This is a genomic window from Bacillus sp. ISL-7 (assembly GCF_018613065.1).
On sequence record NZ_JAGGQW010000106.1, the window covers coordinates 9478 to 12271 of the forward strand.

Here is a 2794-nt window from a genome sequence, read left to right on the forward strand (position 1 = left end):
CTTTTTACCGGGATAATGTCGCAAATAAGGTAATTATTACCATTAAAGAGGTTCGCTTGTTTATAATAAATCAACAACGAAATTTAACAAAGCCTTTCTTTAAAGAAGCCCCACATAAATAGACTCTTTTACGAGTTTTACATAATATGGTATAATTACAATTGATTTAGAAGTAAAAATAAGTGCGGTATAAACAACACTCAAAAATATTCGAATAGCCATGCAAATCGGATGAATAGTAAAAAAGGAGAAATAACAATGCCAAAACAATTTTGGATTAACTTGCCGGTAAAAGACATCAATAAATCAAAAGAGTTTTATAGGAAAGTAGGATTTATGGTTAATGAGCAACATGGCAATAGCGATCAAGCACAATTGATCATCGGGGATCATAATGCTAGGGTTATGCTTTTTCCAGCGTCTACTTTCGAAAAATTTACCAGACAGGTAATTGTTGATACAAAGCAAGCTACGGAAGTATTGCTATCCGTGGATGCCGACAGCAGAGAAGAAGTAGATGTAATGGCAAAGAATGCAGTAGAGGCTGGCGGTACAATATTTGGAGAGCCTTCAGAGAGCCAAGGATGGATGTACGGCTGCGGTTTTACTGATTTGGATGGTCATCGGTGGAATGTGTTGTATATGGATATGAGCAAAATGCCGAAAGAATGAGATAGGATTATAAAGGAAATATTCTCGGGCGATAAGAGCATTTCTGTATAATCCATAGTAGCGGATGCCTTTTGCGATACGTTCACCTGCGCTGGGCCATCCGCCTTTACTTATTTGTTAACGAAAATTTTCAATATAGTTTACGACATCTCCCACCGTTTGAAGCGTCGCTGCAACTTTGTCACTAATTTCGATTGCGAATTCATCTTCAATTTCCATCGTCAGGTTCACCATATCAAGCGAATCAGCTTCGAAGTCATCTTTGAATGATGCTTCCGGTTTGATATTCTCCATTTTCACACCCAGTTGGTCTGCTATAATAGGTTTTAACTTTTCAAATGTGGTCATTGTGACATCCCCCTAAGTATTTCATAACCACCATTATAGCAACCAATATCAGAACGGAAAACATAAAAGTATTGCCAATATCCGGCGAACAGCTCCCTTTCTTCGTGCTCATAGATTACTTAAACATTACAAAACAATACCTTGTTTGGTGATTTCAACTTTTACATTCGTATTAATCTTTATATTTTTAAAATAAACCTTCTTATCTAGCTTTTCCCAAGTATTGGGGTGAAACGCGATCAATCTCCTCCCAATTCCGAATGCATCACAATTCGCCTGCTGTAATTTTGTTATAACCTGTTGCGCGTCTTCTGTAAGCTGCTTTGATAATACTTTGTTTAGTCGTTCTATATCTTTTGGAACATTCCCTTTGGGATATTCTTCTGCGTTTATCTTTAAATGTAGGTTTAATTGAACAGCAACCTCTCCATTTTTTACATGAACTTTTAATTTTCTTTTCATATTGTGGACATTAAATGAAATATAATTTTTTATTTTCTGCTTCTCTTCTTTATTCACTCGTTTTGTAAATCGTGCGTATTTTCCTTTTTTGTTATTCAATAAAAGAAGGAGGCATGAATCTTGCGGAGATAAATTCCCCGAATATTTTTTTTCATCCATTAGGGCTAGGCCAACCACTACTGCGCTTTTCTTTTTATTCATTTTAAGATAAGGGAGGACGATATCTTCTCCCGGGTCAAGCATTTCTGAGGCTAATGTCTGGATGGTTTGAACCGGAACGATCGAGTTTTCTACTGCGCTAGTAAGAGCTTCTTGTATATATTCGCTAACGTTTGGCTCATGTTTTGGATTAATTTCAAGCAGATTCACCGCTTCTCCAGCCACTACCCCTAGTGTCGCCCCCAGTGAATTGCGCGGATCTCTCCAAATGACATCTAATGGTGGATAAATACCTGCAGCCGCCATCCGCTCACCGAACAAAATCAGTTTATTTTTAGATGAATCTAATATTCCAGATACTTCCCGATCGATTTTAAGCCGACAATCCCTTGGTGTATGACCTTTTGCAGAAAGTGTTTCACTTTTTACCCTAGCTTGCGGTCCCTCGGAGGACTCCTCGACTATGGGAATGGAAACCCCTAATAACATTTCGTCGTTATCTGCTAAATCAAAACTTAATATCTGTATCAATACTGCATTTTTCATCAGGTGCTGGTCCCAGCATCCAGTAAGTAATAAACATAAAAGTACAAAGATAGGCTTTTTGCTTTTCATGGTTTATTCACCACTTCTTTTTTCGATAAAACCCACGAAAGAATGAGTAGAAGTACAGGTATGATGGCGATAAAAATATAGTGCGTCGGCCCAAGAAAGTGATTAAAATTTTCAAAGTCTCTTCCTTGATCAGGAAGAAGGGCCAAAATTAAATTGACTCCTGCAACAATGGGCAGTAAGCGGGCATAGTTTTTTTTTCTAAAAAGACTGGCCAACCCCATTGAAGATAATAATAGCCAGTTCGCGATCGAAGTTGCAACGACTACAAGCCAGAGCGATAAGAAAAATAAATCCGTCCTTTCGAGAACCTGAAACGAATAGGCTTTAATCATATATAATAATGGCTCTGGAGTCAGTCCGATATCTATATTGGGCTCGAAATAGACAAGGGCTGCAAACACCAAAAAGGTATAAAAGAAGGTGACAAAAATGTTCGCTGTAGTGATGGCGATCAGCTTCTCTTTTCCGGAAGCTTGCACATAGGGATGGATAAAAAGAAACAGTTCAAAGCCCAACTGAACTATAACCCGAATAATGG

At 38.0% G+C, this 2794-nt stretch carries 4 protein-coding genes; 1 reads left to right on the forward strand and 3 read right to left on the reverse strand.

Translation table 11 applies throughout. The annotated features are described in order from the left end of the window. The first annotated feature begins 258 nt into the window (after positions 1-258). A complete protein-coding gene (locus J7E66_RS31050; RefSeq protein WP_215007829.1) occupies positions 259-672 on the forward strand; it encodes a VOC family protein in 414 nt (137 codons plus the stop codon). Positions 673-789: 117 nt separating this feature from the next. Here J7E66_RS31050 and acpP read toward each other — a convergent pair whose 3' ends face one another. The 3 genes from acpP to J7E66_RS31065 all read right to left on the reverse strand — a co-directional run. Further along, positions 790-1020 (reverse strand): acyl carrier protein, encoded by a 231-nt coding sequence (gene acpP / locus J7E66_RS31055; protein ID WP_215007832.1) that lies wholly within the window; start codon positions 1018-1020, stop codon positions 790-792. Between the two features lie 126 nt (positions 1021-1146). Continuing rightward, entirely contained in the window at positions 1147-2256 is a 1110-nt protein-coding gene (locus J7E66_RS31060) for a Ger(x)C family spore germination protein (RefSeq protein ID WP_215007835.1), read from the reverse strand. Next, positions 2253-2794, reverse strand: a 542-nt coding sequence (locus J7E66_RS31065) for a GerAB/ArcD/ProY family transporter (RefSeq protein WP_215007837.1), incomplete at its 5' end; no start/stop codon positions are given. The genes J7E66_RS31065 and J7E66_RS31060, both read right to left, overlap by 4 nt.